Source organism: Companilactobacillus kimchiensis (assembly GCF_001438805.1).
Taxonomy (GTDB): Bacteria; Bacillota; Bacilli; order Lactobacillales; family Lactobacillaceae; genus Companilactobacillus; species Companilactobacillus kimchiensis.
Map to the genome: position 1 here is coordinate 38346 of NZ_JQCF01000008.1, position 22756 is coordinate 61101.

23 protein-coding genes are annotated in these 22756 nt (G+C 36.0%); 22 read left to right on the forward strand and 1 reads right to left on the reverse strand.

All coding sequences use genetic code 11. The annotated features are described in order from the left end of the window. Positions 1–123: 123 nt before the first annotated feature. Positions 124–897 (forward strand): helix-turn-helix domain-containing protein, encoded by a 774-nt coding sequence (locus IV57_RS05785; RefSeq protein ID WP_083488908.1) that lies wholly within the window; start codon positions 124–126, stop codon positions 895–897. A 45-nt stretch (positions 898–942) separates the two neighbouring features. Here the strand turns inward: IV57_RS05785 and IV57_RS05790 are convergent, their stop codons facing one another. Further along, positions 943–1581, reverse strand: a complete 639-nt coding sequence (locus IV57_RS05790) for a YigZ family protein (RefSeq protein ID WP_057880558.1) — start codon at positions 1579–1581, stop codon at positions 943–945. Between the two features lie 29 nt (positions 1582–1610). Between IV57_RS05790 and IV57_RS05795 the strand changes: the two genes are divergently transcribed. The 21 genes from IV57_RS05795 (at position 1611) to IV57_RS05890 (ending at position 22744) form a co-directional block, all read left to right on the forward strand. Next, positions 1611–2921: a DEAD/DEAH box helicase family protein gene (locus tag IV57_RS05795; RefSeq protein WP_162261214.1), complete on the forward strand. Its 1311-nt coding sequence runs from the start codon at positions 1611–1613 to the stop codon at positions 2919–2921. Between the two features lie 293 nt (positions 2922–3214). Further along, positions 3215–3598: a ComF family protein gene (locus tag IV57_RS13370; protein WP_236704323.1), complete on the forward strand. Its 384-nt coding sequence runs from the start codon at positions 3215–3217 to the stop codon at positions 3596–3598. Positions 3599–3694: 96 nt separating this feature from the next. Beyond that, positions 3695–4243 carry a ribosome hibernation-promoting factor, HPF/YfiA family gene (gene hpf / locus IV57_RS05805; protein WP_057880561.1) on the forward strand — a complete coding sequence of 183 codons (549 nt, stop codon included), beginning with the start codon at positions 3695–3697 and terminating at the stop codon, positions 4241–4243. 207 nt (positions 4244–4450) lie between these two features. Then, positions 4451–6811 (forward strand): preprotein translocase subunit SecA, encoded by a 2361-nt coding sequence (secA, locus tag IV57_RS05810; protein WP_057880562.1) that lies wholly within the window; start codon positions 4451–4453, stop codon positions 6809–6811. A gap of 41 nt (positions 6812–6852) precedes the next feature. Then, positions 6853–7966, forward strand: a protein-coding gene (prfB, locus tag IV57_RS05815; RefSeq protein ID WP_157051914.1) for a peptide chain release factor 2 whose coding sequence is annotated in 2 segments (ribosomal slippage) — positions 6853–6924 and positions 6926–7966 — 1113 coding nt in all. Because the reading frame shifts where the segments join, the coding sequence is not laid out codon by codon here. Continuing rightward, positions 7963–8628: a response regulator transcription factor gene (locus IV57_RS05820; RefSeq protein ID WP_057880564.1), complete on the forward strand. Its 666-nt coding sequence runs from the start codon at positions 7963–7965 to the stop codon at positions 8626–8628. The genes prfB and IV57_RS05820 overlap by 4 nt, the downstream gene beginning before the upstream one ends. A 2-nt stretch (positions 8629–8630) precedes the next feature. Next, the gene (locus IV57_RS05825; protein ID WP_057880565.1) at positions 8631–10280 is read left to right on the forward strand and encodes a sensor histidine kinase; all 1650 of its coding nucleotides are present in this window, start codon (positions 8631–8633) and stop codon (positions 10278–10280) included. Positions 10281–10411: 131 nt separating this feature from the next. Further along, entirely contained in the window at positions 10412–11254 is an 843-nt protein-coding gene (locus tag IV57_RS05830; RefSeq protein WP_057880607.1) for a phosphate ABC transporter substrate-binding protein, read from the forward strand. A gap of 1 nt (position 11255) precedes the next feature. Continuing rightward, positions 11256–12176, forward strand: coding sequence for a phosphate ABC transporter permease subunit PstC (pstC, locus tag IV57_RS05835; protein WP_057880566.1), 921 nt, complete (start codon positions 11256–11258; stop codon positions 12174–12176). Beyond that, entirely contained in the window at positions 12176–13063 is an 888-nt protein-coding gene (gene pstA, locus IV57_RS05840; protein ID WP_157051916.1) for a phosphate ABC transporter permease PstA, read from the forward strand. Before pstC ends, pstA begins: the two co-directional genes overlap by 1 nt. A 3-nt stretch (positions 13064–13066) precedes the next feature. Continuing rightward, positions 13067–13873, forward strand: a complete 807-nt coding sequence (gene pstB, locus IV57_RS05845) for a phosphate ABC transporter ATP-binding protein PstB (protein ID WP_057880567.1) — start codon at positions 13067–13069, stop codon at positions 13871–13873. 11 nt (positions 13874–13884) lie between these two features. Continuing rightward, on the forward strand, positions 13885–14643 hold the full coding sequence (gene pstB / locus IV57_RS05850; protein ID WP_057880568.1) for a phosphate ABC transporter ATP-binding protein PstB: 759 nt from the start codon (positions 13885–13887) through the stop codon (positions 14641–14643). Between the two features lie 10 nt (positions 14644–14653). Next, complete coding sequence (phoU, locus tag IV57_RS05855; protein ID WP_057880569.1) at positions 14654–15346, forward strand: phosphate signaling complex protein PhoU; 693 nt, start codon at positions 14654–14656, stop codon at positions 15344–15346. 51 nt (positions 15347–15397) lie between these two features. Then, positions 15398–15646: a PspC domain-containing protein gene (locus IV57_RS12975; protein ID WP_083488911.1), complete on the forward strand. Its 249-nt coding sequence runs from the start codon at positions 15398–15400 to the stop codon at positions 15644–15646. A 29-nt stretch (positions 15647–15675) separates the two neighbouring features. Beyond that, positions 15676–16044, forward strand: a complete 369-nt coding sequence (locus tag IV57_RS05860; RefSeq protein WP_057880570.1) for a phage holin family protein — start codon at positions 15676–15678, stop codon at positions 16042–16044. A 65-nt stretch (positions 16045–16109) separates the two neighbouring features. After that, positions 16110–17069, forward strand: a complete 960-nt coding sequence (gene hprK, locus IV57_RS05865) for an HPr(Ser) kinase/phosphatase (RefSeq protein WP_057880571.1) — start codon at positions 16110–16112, stop codon at positions 17067–17069. Then, a complete protein-coding gene (gene lgt / locus IV57_RS05870; RefSeq protein ID WP_057880572.1) occupies positions 17069–17884 on the forward strand; it encodes a prolipoprotein diacylglyceryl transferase in 816 nt (271 codons plus the stop codon). Before hprK ends, lgt begins: the two co-directional genes overlap by 1 nt. Positions 17885–17948: 64 nt before the next feature. Beyond that, positions 17949–18890, forward strand: a complete 942-nt coding sequence (trxB, locus tag IV57_RS05875) for a thioredoxin-disulfide reductase (protein WP_057880573.1) — start codon at positions 17949–17951, stop codon at positions 18888–18890. Positions 18891–19075: 185 nt separating this feature from the next. Then, complete coding sequence (locus tag IV57_RS05880; protein WP_057880574.1) at positions 19076–19327, forward strand: helix-turn-helix domain-containing protein; 252 nt, start codon at positions 19076–19078, stop codon at positions 19325–19327. Positions 19328–19462: 135 nt separating this feature from the next. Further along, positions 19463–21181 carry a phospho-sugar mutase gene (locus IV57_RS05885; protein WP_057880575.1) on the forward strand — a complete coding sequence of 573 codons (1719 nt, stop codon included), beginning with the start codon at positions 19463–19465 and terminating at the stop codon, positions 21179–21181. A gap of 270 nt (positions 21182–21451) precedes the next feature. After that, the gene (locus tag IV57_RS05890) at positions 21452–22744 is read left to right on the forward strand and encodes an alkaline phosphatase family protein (protein ID WP_057880576.1); all 1293 of its coding nucleotides are present in this window, start codon (positions 21452–21454) and stop codon (positions 22742–22744) included. Positions 22745–22756 lie beyond the last annotated feature (12 nt).

Sequence of the window (22756 nt, forward strand, 5' to 3'; positions counted from 1 at the left end):
CTGCTTTTTTTGTCCCTAGAGTCAGTTCTACAAAGACTAGACTAAGCATCTCTTGAGTTCTGGGTTGTGTAGGTAGTATATATATTGCAAGACCTTTTAAATTGAATTCGAGGAGAAATAAAAATGGAACTGAATGAACAACTCAGGAAATATCGTAAACAAGAAAGTTTGACTCAAAAGCAATTAGCTCAGAAATTGAACGTTTCAGATAAAACAGTTTCTAGTTGGGAAACCGGGCGAACTTATCCAGATATTTCTTTATTGATCAACCTTGGTTCTATTTTGAATATTTCCTTAGATGAATTTTTAAAAGGAGATAGTGAGACCGTGGAAAAAATTGACAAGGATTTAAAATTAACTAAGGTTTATAAACACTGGCTCGTAGCAATATTACTGGTATTGATATTAATTGGAGGGGGTTATCTTTTTCTTTCAAACTACAAATATCAGAATGAAATGGTCGATCGGTTTAATCCATTGATACCAACTCAAATTGGTTATGCGGCCTTACCAACTGAGAAGACGGCGGTGGCTGGGGATTATGTGACGGTTTCAAATGAAAAGCATAGAAAAACCAGAGGATTGGGAGTACCTTTCAAGCATATGGTGGTGACTGATGATGCTTGGGGAAATTCTTCTTTTCTAACTTTTGAAGGTGGTTTACCTCCAGAGAATAAACCGTATGCGATGGTTGAACATCGAGGAACTTATGTTTCCAGAATAAATTTTGTTAGTTGGGATGCGATCCCTAGCTCAATTAGGAATAATATGTATAAAGATTACTCAGATTATCGTGGGATGTATGAGGACTGGAGTAAAGATATGAAGACTTTCAAAGGACCCAAAGGACAAATGGATCTAAAGAAGCCTTTTATGATGCGAACTGGTAAATATTAAAAAAAGAAGTGCAACACGAATTTCAAATTCGGTTGGCACTTCTTTTTAATTTGCTTCTATAGGAACTTGTTTATAAGTCTGTTCAGTTTCTTTTAAAATAATTTGATTTTGAAAGAGATCCTTGATGTTTTGCACAGCCTTATCGACGATATCTAAATCCAAAAAGATCTGACATTTTACATCGGCAGCAAATTGTTTATCTTCCAAAGTGATTTTTTCCTTTTGTGCATAATTATCGAATTTATCAAACATGTGATAGGGGATAGTTAACTCAAAACCTTGTTGGATACGATTTTCAACTAAACCGATCTCTTTAACTGCTTCGGCGGTTGTTGATGAATAAGCTCTGATTAAACCACCAGCACCTAATTTGATACCACCGAAATAACGAGTCACAACTGCAGTGACGTTTTGGAGATCTTGTTGCTGTAAAACATTTAGAATTGGTGATCCAGCAGTACCGCTTGGTTCACCATCATCAGACATTCGTTCGATCTTAACGTTTGCTAGAACAATGAAGGCTGTGCAATTGTGAGTTGCTCCAGATTCTTGTTCACGGATCTGTTTGATAAAATCGTTGGCTTCTTCTTCAGAGAAAGTTTGAGCAATGTGGGCGATGAAGCGAGATTTTTTAATGATTTTTTCGTGACTGCCCGTTTGGGCAATGGTTTTATAATTTTGCAAAAGTTTAGCTCCTTTACGTAATGTTAAGTATGAAGAATATAAATGAATTTTTGGGTGGTAGGATTTTTAACCTAGCCGAATTGGAACAATCTGAATTAGAAGATTTGATCAGTTTAGGTAGTCAAATAGTTTCGGCTACATTTAAGAAAAATAATAAACTATTTTGCCGGCGTTGCCTAATGGAGATCAGAAAGTTACCAATAGAATTTCAGTATTGTCGTAATTGTATCAATCTGGGTAAAATCAAAGTTAATGATCGATTGGTTATTACCCCCACAGACGTCAAATATCCGATCCAGTCTAATTATCTAGTTTGGGATGGCCAATTAACCACTAATCAGCAGAAAGGGGTTAGAGAGCTTCTGAGAGCTTTTGATAAAAAACAAGATCATTTAGTGTGGGCGGTAACTGGAGCCGGTAAAACTGAAATGATTTTTCCACTGATTGAACAGGCGTTATTTAAGCAACAGCGGGTCGCAATTTGTTCGCCACGAGTGGATGTTTGTATTGAATTGTTCCCGCGAATCCAACAAGTGTTTCCAAATACCAGTGTGGGGTTGTTTCATGGTAAGAGTGAAGAGAATTATCATCTGACACAAATTATGCTGGCAACAGTGCATCAACTGATCCGATTTGAACAGGCCTTTGATGTTTTAATAATTGACGAAGTTGATTCATATCCATTAGCGGGAAATAAGATGTTACATCAGGCTATTACGAAAGCTAAAGACAATCAAGGGATGATCGTTTACTTGTCAGCGACTCCGCCTAAGGAATTATTGATTGCTGTTAGTAAGCACCAAGTGACTTTAACTAAATTGTATCAGAGATTCCACGGCCACCCATTACCAGAGCCACGATGTCATTTGTTGTTGAAGCAGCTAGAATTTTTAGGGATAAATCCTCGATTAAGATCAAAACTTACACAATTGATTAAGAATGGGCAACGATTCATGCTGTTCTTCCCTCAAATTCCTATAATGAAATCATTTGCCGAGAAATTACATAAATTATATCCATTATTAAATTTTGTTACTGTTAGCTCGAAAGATCAACATCGTCTGGAGAAAGTTCAGCAATTTCGTGAACAAAAGGTTCAAGCAATTTTAACAACTACTATTTTGGAACGAGGTGTGACCTTTAAGAAAATCACCGTCATTGTCTTAGCTGCTCAAGCTAAAGAATTTTCGAAGACCAGTTTGATTCAGATTGCTGGTCGAGCAGGTCGTGGAAAGGATTCTTATGATGACGAAGTTCATTTTTATTATCAGTATTATAATGATCAGATTCGATTGGCGTGTGCAGAAATCGATTATTTGAATCGGCAAGCTAAATCATGAAATGTCTTAATTGTGGTAATCAAATAACAAATAATTTAAAAATTAAAGAAATATTTTTATTTAAAGAAATCATTCCTGATTATATTTGCAATTTATGCCGTAGCCAGTTGGCGCCGTTGTCAGGACGAAATAATTGTCCCCGATGTTTTAAAGCTAATGCAAATGGAATTTGTTCAGATTGTCGGATGTGGGAGGAAAAATACCAGGTAATCAATTGCCATCAAGCTTTGTTTGAGTATAATCAGTTCATACACAGCTACTTCAAGCTGTATAAGCGATATGGAGATGTCTTGATGGCTAAGTTATTTTTTCAAGATATAAAGAGCTGGTCTCAAAGAAATCACTTTGATGTAGTTACATATATTCCAGCCAGTAAAAGTCATCTTCAGGCACGTGGATTTGATCCAGTCTATGAATTGTATGCAGATATTTTTGATTTGAAGCAACTTTTGACAAAGGTTGATGCTGATAAACCACAGGCTCAGAAGAATCGTTTGGAGCGATTATCGACTCCCCAAACTTTTTGTGCCTTGCCAGAGCTAAATCAGATTCAAAAAAATCAAAGTATTTTAATACTAGATGACATTTATACAACCGGTCGAACCTTAATGCATGCTCATGATATATTTTTTAGAGCTAATTTTAAAAAAATTTACACATTTTCATTATCTAGGTAATGGAAACGTTGTCATATTGGCACAAAAATATTATAATTGCATTAAAGAGATGCAAGACACTCTTTAATTTCCTACTCGTCGGAAGGAGAGATTATTATGTTAACTATTAATGTACGTGGTGAGAATATCGAGGTAACTTCATCAATTCGCGAATATGTCGAAAAAAGAATTTCTAAGATGGAGAAATACTTTAGCGATGAAAGCAGTCCAATTGCTCATGTAAACTTGAAAACATACCCTTCAAAAGGTACAAAGGTTGAAGTAACAATTCCACTACCATCAATCACTCTAAGAGCCGAAGAGGTTAATGATGACTTATATGCCGGAATTGATCTTGTTATCGACAAACTTGAGAGACAAATCAAGAAGTTCAAGACTCGTGTAAATCGCAAGAGTCGTGAAAAGGGTGGTATAAAGGATATTCCTTTGGATGATGTTACACCTGATGAAACTGAAGAAGATAAATCACAAATCGTTAGAACAAAGCGTCTATCATTGAAACCAATGAACGCTGAAGAAGCTGTTCTACAAATGGAAATGCTTGGACATGAATTCTTCATTTTTGAAGATTCAGAAACAAACGGAGCCAGCATCGTTTATAAACGTAACGATGGTAGATATGGTTTGATTGAAACTAACGAATAAAATAAAATTTAAGCTGAGGTGTTTTGACGCCTCAGCTTTTTTTGTACGCTATTTAGGCATTTGTAAAGCATTCTTAATACAAAGAAATGAAAAATGGTGTATCATTGTAACTCTGAAAGTCTATTTAATCGATATAAAGTTTAAAAGCATAAAAAAAAATGCTACTATTAAGAGTATGTTTATAACACTTAGGAGAGATATATTAATATGGCAAATCCACTAAGAAGATGGGTCGAAAGCGATAAAAGAGAAGTTAAACGTATGGGCAAGATTGCCGATAAGGTTGAAAGTTACGCTGATGCTTACAGCAAACTTTCTGATGAACAACTTCAAGCTAAGACACCTGAATTTAAAGAAAGACTAGCAAAAGGTGAAACTTTAGATGATATTTTACCTGAAGCATTTGCTACAGCCCGTGAGGGTGCTAAAAGAGTTCTCGGACTATTTCCATTTAGAGTACAAATAATTGGTGGTATTACCTTACATGAAGGTAATATTGCTGAAATGAAAACTGGTGAAGGTAAAACTTTAACTGCTACACTACCAGTTTATCTGAATGCTTTAGACCGAAAAGGTGTTCACGTTGTTACAGTTAATGAATACCTATCAGGCCGTGATGCTAAACAAATGGGTGAACTATACAATTGGCTGGGTCTATCCGTAGGTCTTAATGTTAATAGTATGGATTCTGAAGAAAAACGTGATGCTTACAATTGTGACATTACTTATTCAACGAATAGTGAATTAGGATTTGATTACTTGCGTGACAACATGGTTGTTTACAAGGAACAAATGGTACAACGTCCACTTCACTATGCGATTGTCGATGAAGTTGATTCCATTTTGATTGATGAAGCTAGAACTCCATTGATCATTTCTGGAGCAGCTGAAAAATCTACTGCAATGTATGTTCGTGCTGACCGTTTTTCTAAGACTCTTGAAAAAGATGATTACAAAATTGATTGGCCTACAAAGTCAATCAGTTTAACAGAAACTGGTATCAGAAAAGCTGAAGATTACTTTGGCCTTGATAATCTTTACGATATTGATAATACTGTCTTGAATCACCATTTGGATCAAGCACTTCGTGCCAACTTCATCATGAGTTTAAATATTGACTATGTGGTTCAAGAAGGCGAAGTTAAGATTGTTGATCAATTTACTGGTCGTGTAATGGATGGTCGTCGTTATTCTGATGGACTTCACCAAGCTATTGAAGCTAAAGAAGCTGTTGAAATTCAAGATGAAACTAAGACTATGGCTAATATCACTTACCAAAACTTCTTCCGTATGTACGACAAGTTGTCAGGTATGACTGGTACTGCTAAAACTGAAGCTGAAGAATTTAGAGAAATCTATAACATGGAAGTTATTTCAATTCCTACTAATAAACCCGTTATTCGTAATGATAAGGATGATGTTCTCTATCCAACTTTGAAGAGTAAATTTGATGCCGTTGTTAAGGATATTGAAGCTCGTCATGCTAAAGGCCAACCTTTACTAGTTGGTACCGTTGCGGTTGAATCCTCAGAATATCTATCTAAATTGTTAGATAACGCAGGAATTCCTCATGCAGTCTTGAATGCTAAGAACCATGCTAAAGAAGCTGAAATTATCATGAACGCTGGTCAACGTGGTGCTGTTACTATCGCTACTAATATGGCTGGTCGTGGTACTGATATTAAACTTGGACCTGGTGTAGTTGAATTAGGTGGTTTATGTGTTCTAGGTACTGAACGTCATGAATCACGTCGTATTGATAATCAACTTCGTGGACGTTCAGGTCGTCAAGGTGATCCTGGTGAAACACAATTCTACATGTCACTTGAAGATGATTTGATGAAGCGTTTTGGTTCAGAACGTATCAAGCGTGTGCTTAAATCATTGAGAATTGAAGATGACGATGCAGTTATTCAAAGTAAGATGATGACCCGTCAAGTTGAATCCGCTCAAAAACGTGTTGAAGGTAATAACTACGATACTCGTAAGAATACTCTTCAATATGATGATGTTATGCGTGAACAACGTGAAGTTATTTATAAAGAAAGAATGGAAGTTATCAATGAAGACAAAGATCTCGATGTTGTCTTGCTTCCAATGCTAAAACGTACGATTGAAGCACAAGTAGCCGTTCATACTCAAGGCAAAAAAGAAGATTGGGAGCTAGATGCTATTGTTGACTTTGCTAAAGCAGCACTAGTTAATGATAATCAAATCAGTGTTGTTGACTTACAACTCAAGAGCTCTGATGATATTGTTAAGTTCTTGATGGACTTCGTTAATAAGAATTATGAAGACAAAAAAGAACAATTAGGCGACCCTTCACAAATGCTAGAATTTGAAAAGGTTGTTATACTTAGAGTTGTTGATGAACATTGGACTGATCATATTGATGCAATGGATCAATTACGTCAATCAATCGGACTACGTGGTTATGGACAATTGAATCCTTTAGTTGAGTACCAAGAAGAAGGATATCGTATGTTTGAAGAAATGGTTTCTGATATTGAATATGATGTTACAAGATTATTCATGAAGGCCGAAATTAGACAAAATATGGAAAGATAAAAAGCGGGCCTTGTGCCTGCTTTTTTTATAAGGGTGATTTTATGGAATTCGGTGAGATTAAAAATAAAATATCCGAGATGGAAAACAAAATAACTCAATTTAGGGGGTCTCTTTGACTTAGAAAGTCTTGAAGAAGGGATTGCTGAAAACGAAGGTAAAATGACTGAGAACGGTTTTTGGGATAATCACGAAACGGCCCAAAAATTAATCGATGCTACCAATGATATGAAGGATCAATACGATAACTTTAAGCAATTGAGTGCTGATTTAGAGAACATTCAAGTTTTGGCTGAGCTTTATCAAGAAGATCCTGAAACTGAATTGATGCAACAGTTGGAAGATGATTCAGCTCAATTGGCTGATAAATTACGTTCTTATGAATTAATGATGTTGTTGTCTGAACCATATGATTCACACAACGCCATCATTGAAATTCATCCTGGTGCTGGTGGAACTGAATCACAAGATTGGGGTGCCATGCTTTTACGAATGTATCAAAGATGGGCTGATCAACATAAGTTCTCGGTCGAAATCGAGGATTATCAACCGGGTGATGAGGCTGGAATCAAAAGTGTTACTATGATGATCCGTGGAAAAAATGTTTATGGGTTATTGCGTTCGGAGCGTGGTGTACACCGTTTGGTCAGAATTTCACCATTTGATTCAGCCGGTCGACGTCATACATCATTTGCCTCAATTGATGTGATGCCTGAACTAGATGATAGTATTCATGTAGATATTAATGATGACGACTTACGAGTCGATGTCTTTCGCTCTTCTGGTGCGGGGGGTCAACATATTAATAAGACTTCATCAGCGGTTAGAATTACACATTTACCAACTGGAATTGTAGTCAGCTCACAGGCACAACGTTCACAGCTTCAAAATAGAGAAACTGCTATGGGGATGTTGAAAGCTAAACTTTTCCAAAGAGGACAAGAGGAACAAGCTAAGAAGCATGCTGAGATTCAGGGTGAACAATTGGATATTGGTTGGGGTTCACAGATTAGATCATATGTATTCCATCCTTATACAATGGTTAAGGATCATCGTTCAAATTATTCGACTAGCAATGGTCAAGCAGTGATGGATGGGGATTTAGATCCATTTATATATGCTTATCTGCAATGGAAACTACAAGGAGTCAAACAATGAAAAAGAAAATCTTAGTTGTTGATGATGAACCTACGATTCTAGAGTTGATTGAATATAATTTAGAAGATAGTGATTATCAAGTATCCACAGCAGTTGATGGGCAAATGGCTTTTGATAAAGTTACTGCCGATAATTATGATTTGATGTTGTTGGATCAGATGCTACCCAAAATGAGTGGGATTGAAGTTCTTAAAAAAATGCGTAAGTCTGGTAATTTAACTCCAGTTATATTTTTAACAGCGGTAGATTCTGAGGATAACAAGATTGAGGGTTTGATCAGTGGGGCAGACGATTATATAACTAAGCCATTCAGTATCAAAGAACTCTTAGCACGAATCGAGGTTGTTTTACGAAGAACCTCAAATCAGGATAAAGAAAAGAGTTTTCAACTTAATACCGATGTTAAAAGTTTGATTATTGACGGTACAGAGATTAGTTTAACTAAAAAGGAATACGAATTACTGGAGTTTTTGATTAGAAACAAAGGAATCGTGGTTTCTCGAGAACAAATTTTTGATAATGTTTGGGGAATAAATTCTAATTCACAAATGCGTATGGTTGATATCCAAATCAGCCACCTCCGTGATAAAATTGAACAGGATACAAAGAATCCACAAATAATAAAAACCGTGCACGGATTCGGTTATATTTTAGAGGTATGACGATGAAAAGAAAAATAGGACCTGTAATTGCTATTTTAATTTCTATAGCTATCTTTATCATTTTGATATTGTTTTCTGATAATATTTTGGGAAATTCTCAAAATGATATGTTTACCGAAGAGACAATTTCTTATCAGGAATTGAAGAAAAACCATGATCCAGCGGAAGCCGCTAAAATTGCTGGTTTAATTTATGTTGACAGTAGTAAAGAGGATACTGTCATGCAAAAGAAAGCCTATGATATGTTCCATCGAGGTCGAATTGCACCTGGTAAAAATTATGTGACTGATTCAACGTTTAATACACGAATTATGTATTATATGTCTGGTTCTAGTCGTCATGTTGTGGCTAAAAAGTATGATCGCCTGTGGAGTCAAAGTCCTATGACTTTCGTATTAGTAGCGTTAATGTACTTCTTGATTACTGATTCGGTTGTTTTATTCTATTACCGTAAACGTCAGTTGTTGAGTAAAGATATTAAGAGCGTTACTGAGAATCTTCGTCGAGTTCGGAAAAACAAAGAGATGGCCTCTTTGATCTTGGCACCCGATGATGAGCTTTATGGTTTAGTAGAACAGACGAACAAGATCAGTATGGATATTAATGATCTTCGTGACGATGTTAGATTACGTGAGAGACGTTTCAAGGGGTTGGTAGGCCATTTACCAATTGGGGTCATGTTGTTAAACTCGCAAGGGGATGTTTTGATGCATAACCAAGCGATGGCTAGTTTATTGGACGCGAATATCTCTAATGATATTCATCCGTTTATCGAGGATATTAAGACTTATAGTTTGAGTCGGATGATTGAGCATACTTTGAGAAAGAATAAAAATCATCACCGAGAAATTCAACTGGTTGGTAATTCGCAGAAATATGTTGATGCCAATGTAATCCGCCTGATCCATTCACGGGAAGATTTTGATCAACAAGTATTGGTCATTCTGTATGATTTGACTGAAAGTCGTCAATTTGAAAAGATTCAAGTTGATTTTGTTAATAATGTCAGTCATGAATTAAAGACTCCAGTAACTTCTATTGAAGGATTTTCTGAGACGTTATTGAATGGTGCTAAAAATGATCCGAAGAAATTAGATCATTTCTTGGATATTATTCACAGTGAAAGTGTTCGTTTATCAGAATTAATTCAGGATATTTTATCATTATCTAAAGTTAGAAAAGATACTGCTAAGACGGATATGGTCAACTTACGTGATGATATTGAACATATTCTGGAGCAACAATCTTTGGCAATCAAGAAACATAATTTAACCGTTAAACAGGATTATGTTGGTAATCCTGAGGTAACGGCTAATAAAGAAAAAATCAATTTGGTTTTCCGTAATTTAATTAAGAATGCTATTTCATATAATAAGGAAAATGGTGAAATCAAGCTTGAAGTTCACCATGATGAAATTGAGAATCGAATTAAATTTATTATTCAAGATACTGGTTTAGGAATTTCTGAAGCCGATCAGGGTAGAATCTTCGAAAGATTTTATCGGGTCGATCGGTCAAGAAGTTTGGAAACTGGTGGAACTGGTTTGGGTCTGGCTATCGTTAAAGAGACTCTTGATACATTAGACGGTGATATTAGAATCGAATCTAATTTAGGATTGGGAACGAAGTTTATCGTCGACATACCATTATAAAAAAATTGTCGCAACAAAATATTTTATTTTGTTGTGGCTTTTTTTTATACAAAAAATATACAAAGTTGTAATATCCTAAGTGGATAGAGGTGAGAACATTGAAAAGAAGACTTGTCGCATTATTTGCAATTATGATACCCATGATTTTTATATTGAGTGGTTGCAAAGGTGGCGGAAGCCAAGAAACTATTACGGCAGTTGGTTCATCAGCTGCTCAACCATTAGTGGAACTTGCCGGGGAAGAATTTACTAAAAATAACCCGAATGAATATGTTAACGTCCAAGGTGGTGGAACTGGTACCGGACTCAGCCAGATTCAACAAGGTGCTGTTAATATCGGTAACTCTGATCTTTACGCAGAGCAGAAGAAGGATATTAATGCCAGTAAGCTTGTTGATCATCGAATCGCTGCAGTCGGAATGATTCCAGTCGTCAACAAAGACGTTAAAGTAAAGTCTCTGACAATTAAACAATTAAGACAAATTTTTTCCGGCCAAATAATAAACTGGAAACAAGTCGGTGGACAAGATTTACCGATAACTATCATTAATCGTGCTGACGGTAGTGGTACTCGTGCATCATTTGAAAGTGATGTTATGAATGGCACACCTTTTGTTCGCTCTCAAGAACAGGACTCCAGTGGGATGGTTCGACAAATTGTTTACAATACCGATGGTGCAATTAGCTATTTGGCAATGCCATATTTAAATAGTACGGTTAAGACGATCAATGTTAATGGAATAGCACCAACCATCGAAAACATTGAGAATAATGAATGGAAAATCTGGTCATATGAACATTTGTATACAAATGGACAACCAACGGGGATGACTAAGAAATTCCTTGATTTTATCATGACTGATAATGTTCAAAAAAATGTTGTGAGAAAAATGAATTATGTTCCCGTTAAGGAAATGAAGTATCAAAAAGATTATAAGGGCAACGTTACACCAGTCTCGAAGGGGGTAAAATAATTTGAAAGATCCGATTAGAGAAAGTTTAACTAAAAAATCTGTTTCAGCTAAGCGTGAAACTCGCGGTAAGATTATATCTTTCAGTTTTACTGCCGTTATCGTGTTATTAGTGATCACTATTATTGGCTTTATTGCATCACGTGGTTTGATTATTTTTATTAAAGATGGGGTTAATCCCATTGATTTTTTGACTCATTCAGTTTGGTCACCAAATAAATTAGATAGTGCTGGACACCCAATTGTAGGTGCTGCGCCAATGATTGTTGGTTCGTTTTCAGTAACCTTGATTGCAGCTTTGATTGGAACACCATTTGCGATTGCAGCAGCCATTTTTATGACTGAGATCTCACCTAAATGGGGACGCAAAGTTTTACAACCAGTTATTGAATTATTGGTCGGTATTCCATCAGTTGTTTATGGATTTATCGGTTTAACGATCGTTGTTCCATTCGTCAGAAAAATTGCCGGTGGTAGTGGTTTTGGTATTTTAGCAGGTTCATTTGTATTATTTGTTATGATCTTGCCTACTATCACTTCCATGTCAGTTGATGCCTTAAAGGCAGTGCCTAGATATTATCGTGAAGCTTCATTGGCTTTAGGAGCAACTAGATGGCAAACTATTTCTAAAGTTATTTTACGTTCCGCTACACCAGGATTGTTAACGGCTGTTGTTTTTGGTATGGCTCGCGCCTTTGGTGAAGCTTTGGCAGTTCAAATGGTTATTGGTAATGCGATGTTATTGCCACAAAACTTAGTATCACCATCATCAACTCTAACCAGTGTTCTAACAATGAATATGGGTAATACCATCATGGGTTCAACTTCCAATAATGCACTTTGGTCATTGGCTCTATTACTATTGTTAATGTCACTCTTATTCAATTTTGTTATCAGATCAATTGCTAAGCGAGGTGAATTCTAGTGTTTAATGAAAAAGTTAAAGACAAGATTGCCACCGCGATTATCTATACTATGTCAGGGATTATTGTACTTATTCTTGCAGGGTTATTGATCTATATTTTAGGAAGTGGTTTACGTTATGTTAACTGGCATTTCCTAACGTCAGGTTCAAAGGCCTTTCAGGCCGGAAGTGGTGTGGGGATACAATTATTCAATTCGTTTTTCCTCCTATTTCTTTCAATGTTGATTTCAATTCCAATTTCAATTTGTGCCGGAATTTATCTTTCAGAATATGCCGGTAAAAATAAATTCGTAGAATTAATCCGGATTTCGATTGAAGTTTTGAGTTCTCTACCATCAATCGTAGTTGGTTTGTTTGGATTTTTGGTCTTCGTTATTAGTTTCAAGTTTGGCTTTTCAATTCTTTCTGGTGCATTGACTTTGACAGTTTTCAATTTGCCGATTTTGACCAGAAATGTTGAGGATTCATTAAGATCAGTTTCACAGTCACAGCGTGAGGCCGGACTTGCTTTGGGACTTTCAAAGTGGGAAACAGTTATTCATGTTATTATTCCGGATGGTCTACCAGGGATTATCACAGGGATGATCATTGGGGCTGGTAGAGTTTTTGGTGAAGCTGCTGCCTTAATTTATACAGCTGGGCAAAGTGCTCCGCCATTAGACTTTACCAATTTTAATATTTTCAGTATTACGAGTCCGTTAAACTTAATGCGACCTGCTGAAACTCTAGCTGTACATATTTGGAAAGTTAATTCTGAAGGTTTGATTCCAGATGCCGTTCAAGTTTCCGCTGGGGCATCTGCAGTTTTGATCATTGCGGTATTGATTTTTAATTTATTAGCAAGATATATTGGCAATTTAGTTTATAAAAAGATGACGGGTGAGTAATATATGGATGAACAAAATGACCAACAATACATCCTTCATTTAGACGAGGATGAACATGAAATTGCCATGGAAACTAAAGACTTACAGGTATTCTATGGCGAAAAAGAAGCGATGCATAAAGCATCACTTCAATTTGAGAGATATAAGATAACTTCTTTGATAGGAGCCTCTGGTTCTGGTAAATCGACTTATCTTCGGTCTTTAAACCGAATGAATGATAATGTTCCGGGAGCTTCTGTCAAAGGTCAGATTATGTATCGTGGTTTGGATATTAATAAAGATAATGTTGATATTTATGAAGTTAGAAAACATATCGGGATGGTTTTTCAACGGCCCAATCCGTTTTCTAAATCAATTTATGACAATATTACTTTTGCTTTAAAACGTCATGGTTTGCATGACAAGAAACAGTTAGATGAAATCGTTGAGACAACTTTAAAACAGGCCTCCTTGTGGGACCAAGTTAAGGATGATCTTGGCAAAAGTGCTTTAGCGCTCTCTGGGGGTCAACAACAAAGACTGTGTATTGCTCGAGCAATTGCGATGAAACCGGATATTCTCTTGATGGATGAACCTGCAAGTGCTTTGGATCCAATATCAACGTCAAATGTTGAAGAAACAATGTTGAGTTTGAAGGATAAATTTACCATTATTATCGTTACACACAACATGCAACAAGCAGCTAGAATCAGTGATTACACAGCATTTTTCCATATGGGACATGCTGTTGAATTTAACGAAACTAGAAAAATCTTCACACGTCCTAAGATTAAGACGACTGAAGATTATGTTTCTGGACACTTTGGATAGGAGCGCTAAACTTGGCAGAAAAAATTTTAACATCTTCTGATGTACATTTATTTTATGGTAAAAAAGAGGCACTGAAAGGCATTAATCTTGATTTCAATAAGAATGAAATCACGGCTTTGATCGGACCATCTGGATGTGGTAAATCAACTTATCTAAGATGCTTGAATCGAATGAATGATTTGATTCCTAATGTTACGATTACTGGGACAATTTCATTAAATGGACAAAATATTTATGCACCCAGCGTCGATACAGTTGAATTAAGAAAACAGGTCGGAATGGTTTTTCAACAACCTAATCCGTTTCCTTTCTCAATTTATGATAATGTAGTATATGGATTAAGATTAGCTGGTGTTAAGGATAAAGCTACATTAGATGAAGCTGTTGAGACCAGCTTACAAAATGCTGCTGTCTGGGATGATGTCAAAGACAAATTGCATCAAAGTGCCTTATCTTTATCAGGTGGTCAGCAACAAAGAGTTTGTATTGCTAGAGTTTTAGCAGTTAAACCTGATATTTTATTGATGGATGAACCAACCTCTGCCTTGGATCCAATTTCGTCAGCTAAGGTAGAAAATACAATGATGGCGTTACGTGAGGATTACACGATAATTACTGTTACACATAATATGCAACAGGCATCGAGAATATCTGATCAGACCGCCTTCTTCCTAAATGGAGAATTAATTGAGGCGGATAAAACAAAAAATATTTTCTTAAATCCAAAAGAAAAACAAACTGAAGATTATATTTCAGGAAAATTCGGTTAGGAGAAAAACGATGCGAACTACTTTTGAAGAACAACTAAATAATTTACATTTACGGTTCTCAGAAATGGGCATGATGGCTAGTGAAGCCATTATGAAATCGGTTAAGGCTTATGTCCAACATGACAAGGCTTTGGCTAATGAAGTTATTAAAAATGATCACATTATTAATAAACGAGAAATGGACCTAGAAAAAGAATCATTTGAAATGATTGCTTTGCAACAACCAGTTACATCTGATCTGAGAATGATCGTGACGGTTTTGAAGGCTAGTTCTGATTTGGAAAGAATGGGTGATCATGCGGTCAGTATCGCTCAAGAAACAATTAGAGTTAAGGGTGAAACCAGAATTCCTGAAATTGAAAAACTAATTGCAGAAATGGGTGATATGACAACTAGTATCGTTGAGGACGCACTAGAAGCTTATCTAAAACGTGATAGCAAGATGGCTGAAGAAGTTGCCAATCGTGATGTTAAAGTTCACTATATAAGTGCGAAGATCAATGAAATGTGTATCGAAAATATGCAAAAGTCTACTGAAAATGTTTTAAGTGGGACATCATATATGTTAGTTGCCAGTTATTTGGAACGTGCCGGTGATTATGCAACTAATATTTGTGAATGGGTTGTTTACTTGAACACTGGACATGTGGTAGAACTGAATCAGAAGCATGTGGCAGATTCCGATTATGACGAGAATAATTGATAAATTTGTTGATATGTAGTATATTTTCTGAACAAGTTGAGGTGAAATTTTATGAAAAATAGAATTACTAGATCTAGTACAAATCGGATGCTCGCAGGTGTTTGTGGGGGATTGGGTGAGTACTTTGGGATTGACTCGACTTGGATTCGGTTGGCCTTCATATTTTTAACACCGCTAACATATTTCTTAACCATTTTAGTTTATGTGATTTGTGTGTTTTCATTTCCTGAGAAGCGAAACATTCAAGAAACTGGTGTTAGGAGAAGACGTGGGCCTCGATCATCAAAGAAATATTACTGATTCAGAAGAGAGTTAAATGAGGGTATAAAATGAAGTTCTTAATCAAAATGGTTGTACAAACACTGTTGTTTCTAGCAATAGCGCGAGTCTTGCCAGCGGGTATGTTCTATATTGATGGAGTCGTTACTGCAATTTTGGCTAGTTTTGTTCTGATAATTTTGAATTGGACGATCAAACCAATATTACATATCATTTCTTTACCGATCACCTTTATTACATTTGGATTATTTTCTTTTGTAATAAATGCGATAACTTTGGAATTGACTTCTACATTAATGGGAGCCAAGAGCTTTGGCTTTAGTAGCTTTGGTTCAGCTTTACTTGTTGCAGTTATTTTAGCAATCTGTAATTCAATTATTAATAACTATACAATGGATAATTTTCAAAGACGCGTCTAGAACGCGTTTTTTTTGTTCTATTAATGATAAAATTATTATAAAAATAGAATTAGTGAGGGATGGCTATGACAAATTTTGTTACTGTATCGCAAATGGTAAAAGATAATGAATTAAAAGTTTATAACGGAGAAGACTTACTGGAAAAAAAGAAGGTTACAACGAGTGATATTTCTCGTCCAGGAATCGAATTAACTGGTTATTTTGATTATTATCCAAGTGAACGGATTCAATTATTTGGACAAACTGAGTCAGCATATTCCCGTTCAATGACGGCTAACAATCGGTATAAGGTCATGTTGGAATTGTGTCGTGAAGATACTCCAGCACTACTGATTTCGAGAAATATTCAACCTAGTAAAGAATTATTGAAAGCTGCCAATGAACACGATGTGCCCGTAATTGGTTCAGAATTGCCAACGACAAGACTTTCTAGTATGATTACCGAATACTTAGATGAAAAGTTAGCACCTAGAGAATCAATTCATGGTGTTTTAGTTGATGTTTATGGTATTGGGATTCTTTTGACTGGTCATTCCGGTATTGGTAAAAGTGAAACTGCTTTGGAACTTGTTAAACGTGGTCACCGTTTGATTGCTGATGATCGTGTTGATGTTTATCAACGTGATGAGAAAACAATTGTTGGTGAGGCACCTAAGATTTTGAATCATTTACTGGAAATCCGTGGTATCGGTATTATTGACGTGATGAATCTCTTTGGTGCTGGGGCAGTTCGTTCACAAAGTGAAATTCAATTGATTATTAATTTGGAGAACTGGTCAGCTGATAAGAATTATGACCGGATTGGAACTTTGGAAGATAAAAGAACCTTCTTTGATGTAGATGTTCCTCAAATTACTGTTCCCGTAAAAGTTGGTCGTAATATTTCTATTATTATTGAAGTTGCTGCTATGAACTATCGTGCTAAAAAGATGGGTTATGATGCAACAAAGAAGTTTGAAGATAATTTAGGACTATTGATCAAAGAAAATGAAGCAAAAACTAAGAATGATGAAGAAGGTAAGTAATGAGTCTTGATTTGTTAGCGTTAAATCCGATTGCCATTGACTTGGGTGGATTACAGATTCATTGGTATGGAATCATTATTGCTATGGGTGCCTTGATCGGAGTAGTTATGGCAATGCGTGAGGCTAAACGTAGACATATGGATCCCGATAATATCTTAGATCTGGTTTTATATGGTGTACCGATTGCTTTAGTTGGAGCCCGTATCTATTATGTGATTTTTGAACTCCCTTTTTATCTAGCCAATCCTGGTGAGATCATTAAGATCTGGCATGGAGGAATCGCCATTTATGGTGGTTTGATTGCAGCTTTTATTGTTTTAATGGTGCTTTGTCGAAAGCGTAAAATTTCGCCTTGGTTAATGCTTGATATTGTAGCTCCATCAGTTCTGTTAGGCCAAATTGTTGGTCGGTGGGGTAATTTCATGAACCAAGAAGCTTTTGGTGCTAAGACGACGTTGAGCTTTTTACAGTCATTACATATGCCACATTTCATTATTGAACAGATGTATATTAATGGGGCTTATCGACAACCAACTTTCTTATATGAATCAGTTGGTAATTTGATTGGTTTGATTTTAATTTTAGTTTTGAGAAATAGAAAACATTTACTCAAACGTGGAGAGGTATTTTTGACTTATCTGATTTGGTATCCAGCCGTGAGATTTTTCGTTGAAGGGATGCGGACTGATAGTCTTTATATTTTGCCAGGCATTAGAGTTTCCCAAGTATTATCATTGGTATTATTTGTAGTTGCGATTGTTTTGTTGGTCTATCGTCGACGGAAACAAACGGAACCTTGGTATAATGAATTGTGAGCAACTTAATTGCTAAGTTGAAAAAAAATGGTAATATTTGTTGAGTAATAGGAGGTAATCGACGATGAAAACATATGATGTAGTAGTTATTGGAGCAGGTCCTGGTGGTTTAACTGCCGCTCTTTATGCTTCACGTGCTAACTTGTCAGTAATGATTCTTGATCGTGGTATCTACGGTGGGCAAATGAATAACACCGCTGCGATTGAAAACTATCCTGGTTTTGATTCAATTTTAGGACCAGATTTGAGTGAAAAGATGTATAAATCTTCAACTCAATTTGGGGCTGATTTTGGTTATGGTGCAGTTGAGTCAGTTGAGGATAAGGGAAACGTCAAAATCATCCATACTGATGATGGCGACTATGAAACAAAAGCTTTAGTCATTGCAACTGGTTCACAATATAAGAAGATTGGTGTTCCTGGCGAAGATGAATTATCAGGACGTGGTGTTTCTTACTGTGCTGTTTGTGATGGTGCATTCTTTAAGGGACAAGACGTTGCCGTTATTGGTGGTGGTGACTCTGCCGTTGAAGAAGGTATTTACTTAACTCAATTAGCTAAGTCTGTAACAATTATTCACCGTCGTGATCAACTACGTGCTCAAAAGATTTTACAAGATCGTGCATTTAAGAATGATAAGATTAAGTTTGTCTGGAATGCTGATGTTAAAGAGATCATGAGCGAAGATCAAAAGGTTGCCGGTGTAAGATATGTTGATAAAGAAACTGGTGAAGAGCATGTTGTTCCTGCTAAAGGTGCCTTTATCTATGTTGGTATTCAACCAATGACATCTGCTTTTAAGGATCTTGGGGTTCTTGATGAGGATGGTTGGATTAATACCAATGACCATATGGAAACTAAAGTTCCTGGAATTTTTGCAGTTGGTGATGTCAGAAAGAAAGATCTACGTCAAATAGCAACTGCTGTCGGTGAGGGTGGTATTGCTGGTCAACAAGTTTTCAGTTACCTTCAAGAACTAGCCGATGATAAAGTTTCTGCTAAATAAATAACTACTAATAAAATTGAATTGAGGATTATGTGAGGGCATATTTTGCCGTTAACATAATCCTTTTTTTGTACCATGTTTTAGTAGTGAATGTTTAAATATTGAAAATTATATTGTCTTAAATTGGTTCCACAATGTACATGTTTAAACATATAATGAAATTAAAAAGTTAGGAAGTGATTCTTATGCGTGAAGTAGTAGATAAAAACTTGAACCAATTAATGCACGAATCGGGTTTTAATATAGCGAAAAATTTGAAACTTCTTAGAAGAGAAAAAGATGTCACCCAAAAAGAAGTTGCCCAACATCTAAATATTGATGTCACAACCTTATCCCACTATGAAACAGGTATTCGAATGCCAGATATTGATACTTTAATTGCTTTAGCAAAATATTATGATACGGATATCAACAGAATCATTAGTAGTAAATTTTAACTAATTTGAAAATTTGATCACGTAATTTTAAGGCTATTTTAAATTTTTATTGTTAAAGTTATGTAAATCAAATTTTAATAGTACTCTATGATTGATATAATGACTGTAAGTACTACAAATTAGGAGGACCAATTAATGTCTTGGCAAGATAACATGCAAAAATGGCTCGATTATAAAGAGCTAGATCCAGATATGAAAGAGCAACTAAACGAAATTAAACAAGATGATAAAGTAGCTGAAGAAGCATTTTATGAACCTATGGAGTTTGGTACAGCCGGTATGCGTGGTTTGATTGGACCTGGTATTAATAGAATGAATATTTATACCGTTCGTCAAGCAACCGAAGGACTAGCTGCCTTTATGGATACTTTGGATGACAAAGTTAAAGCACAAGGTGTAGCTATTAGTTACGATTCACGTTACTATTCACAGGATTTAGCTTATGAATCTGCTAAAGTTCTTGGTGTTCATGGGATTCACAGTTATGTGTTTGACAGTTTGAGACCAACGCCTGAATTATCTTTTGCTGTAAGAAGTCTACATACCTATGCAGGTATTATGATTACAGCTAGCCATAATCCTAAACAATATAATGGTTTCAAAATTTATGGTCCTGATGGTGGTCAAATGCCACCAGCTGAATCAGACAATATTACTAGTTTTGCTAGAAAGGCTAGTGATCTCTTTGCCATTAAAGTTATGCCTGTTATGAAGTTGAGAGCAGACAAGTTATTAACTCTTATTGGTGAAGATGTTGATTTAGATTATATGAAGAATCTAGAAACAGTTATTGTTAACCCTAAGTTGATTCATGATATTGGTGACAAGATGAAATTTGTTTATTCACCGCTTCATGGAACTGGAAAAATGATTGCACCAAGAATTTTCCAACAATTAGGATTTAAGAACTTTAATATGGTAACTGAACAGGCCATCCTTGATCCAGAGTTTGCTACGACACCATTCCCCAATCCGGAATTTGCTCAAACCTTTGATTTGGCTATTGAACGTGGTAAAAAGATTGGTGCTAATATCTTGATTGCTACCGATCCTGATGCCGATAGATTGGGAGCTGCCGTTAGACAACCCGATGGTTCTTATAAATTAATGACTGGTAATCAAATTGCTTCAGTTCTGCTAAACTATTTATTACAGGCTAAGAAGAACTTAAAAGCATTGCCAGCTAATGGAGCAGTTGTTAAGTCAATCGTTTCCTCCGAATTGGCCACAGCAATTGCTAATAAATATGATATTAAGATGTTCGATGTTTTAACAGGATTCAAATATATTGCTGAAAAAATCGAACAATTTGAAGAAACAGGTAGTAATGAATTTCTCTTTGGTTTTGAAGAGAGCTATGGATATTTGGTTAAACCATTTGTTCGTGATAAAGATGCTATGCAGTCAACTCTTTTGTTGGCAGAAGCAGCCGCTTACTACGAATCACAAAATAAAACTATCTATGATGCTCTAGAAGATCTTTATGAAGAGTTTGGTTATTATCGTGAAAAGACTATCTCAAAGACCTTTGCTGGTATTTCTGGTAAAGATAAGATGGCTCAGATCATGAAGACTCTTCGTGAAGAGGGAATTGATGAGATCAATGGTGTTAAGGTTGTTGAGACTATTGATTATCAAAATGATACTGATATAACTGCAGAAGGTACTAAGGCAACTGGTTTACCACAAGCTAATGTTTTGAAATATGTTTTAGCTGATGATACTTGGGTAGCTGCTAGACCTTCTGGTACAGAACCAAAAATGAAGTTTTATATCGGTGTTAAGAGTGATACTGAAGATGGTGCCGCTCAAAAACTAGCTGATTTCGGTAAAGAAATCGAAGGCTGGGAATAAATCGATTACTAAAAAACGAAACAAAATGTGGTCATTTTTCGGCCACTAATGAAAACACCTTATCAATTCGTACTTTGAATTGATAAGGTGTTTTTTAGTTAGGCAGACAAAATTTCGTTTCGTGTTTACGTTGCAAATTTTAAATTAAAAACAGTTAGGTCTCAGACTTTTTTTGCCTTAGCAGGAGATTATGGCTTCTTTGTAGCGTTACATGGTTTTGTTAACTGCGCTATAATATTTTCATGTAGTTTGTGAAAGAGGGAAAGCATTTTGTCTGAAAATAAACATTTAGTAATTATTTCGCTTGATTCGCTAGGGTTTAGGGATATTGATGAACATCAAGCTGAATTACCAACATTGAATAAACTTGTCAATGGTGGTACTTGGGTCAAAGAGGTGAAGGGAATCTATCCAACCTTGACCTATCCTTCTCACACAACCATTATTACGGGACAGTATCCAAATGTACACGGAATTGTAAATAATACTAAGATTCAACCAGAACGTCGTTCACCGGATTGGTTCTGGTATCAAAGGGATGTTAAGTCAACTACGTTGTATGATTTAGCACGCAAACAAAATTTAAAAACCGCAGCTTTTTTATGGCCGGTAACTGCTGGAAGTAAAATTAATTATAATTTAGCAGAAATTTTTCCAAATCGTATTTGGACGAATCAAGTTTTAGTATCATTGAAAGCTAGTTCGCCACTGTTAATTTGGCAAATGAATAATAAATATGGCAAATTACGCAATGGTATCAAGCAACCGGAATTAGATGAATTTATTACAGCTTGTGCGATTGATACAATTAAAACCAAAAAGCCCAATCTTACTTTGTTGCATTTGGTTGATATGGATAGTATGCGTCATCGTTATGGGGTACGTTCTGACGAAGCAATGGAAGCCTTACATCGGTTGGATAATCATGTCGCCCAAGTTATTGAGGCCACCAAAACTGCGGGTACTTTTGCGGATACTAACTTTGCGATTTTGGGTGATCATTATCAGATCAACGTTGATAAGATGATTCATCTAAATACATTATTTGCTAAACATGGATGGTTGACTGCTAAACCAAATCAAACCTTTAAAAAGGATTGGTCGGTGATGGCTAAAACTTGCGATGGTTGTACATATATTTATACGAGAAACTTTGAACAAATAGAACGTTTACGGAATCTTATTACCGAAATTGAAGGAATCGAAAGGATTTATTCAACTCAAGAGGCCGTTGCTCGTGGGGCTGATCCCAAATGTACTTTAATGGTTGAGGCCAAAGCCGGTTATTATTTTACTGATGAAAGTGAACGTGCCGAGGTTGTAGAAAAAGTATTACCAGAAATGATGGGGCAGGCTGATCGTTATCAAGGTGTTCATGGTTATGATCCGGATAAAACTGGATATAAAACAACGATAATCTTTAATGGTCCGATGGTGAAGAAAAACCAAACAGTTGCACAGGCTGATCTGGTTGATGAAGCTCCAACTTTTGCTAAATTATTGGGTTTGAAATTTTCGGAACCAATAGCCGGCAAAATTATCGATGGCGTAGTTGTAGATTAGAATAGGGGTAAT